The sequence below is a fragment of the Nocardia sp. NPDC058499 genome (genome assembly GCF_042719915.1).
Taxonomy (GTDB): domain Bacteria; phylum Actinomycetota; class Actinomycetes; order Mycobacteriales; family Mycobacteriaceae; genus Nocardia.
Map to the genome: position 1 here is coordinate 617,416 of NZ_JBHXMZ010000002.1, position 424 is coordinate 617,839.

Sequence of the window (424 nt, forward strand, 5' to 3'; positions counted from 1 at the left end):
GTTTGGGGGGGGGGGGGTTGGGCTTTTTTGGGGGTTGTGTGGTGTTTGGGGGGGGGGGGGGGGGCACGGGGCGGGGGGGGGGAGAAAACAAACAACCCGGGCCGAACCCTTCGAGGGCCTCGCTGAACTCGGCGCCGAGCGGTACAAAGGTTCCAGCGGCATATAGGTGAACAAGACCACCGATGCCGCGGACGGACGCAGCCCGGATCAGAGGCCGGCCCCCCGTGGTGTGTCACGAATCACCATCCACCCCCGCCGTAACGACCACCCGACGCCCCGAAAACGCAACCAACGGCGGCGCCGAGTCCAGCGAGGCCCCCAAAGGTTTTGGCCCGTCCCTGCGGTTCGCACTCTCGCCGATGAGGCGCAACCCCAAAGGCCCAATGTTGGAAGCAGGGGACCCTCAGGGCCAAAAACCCCACCT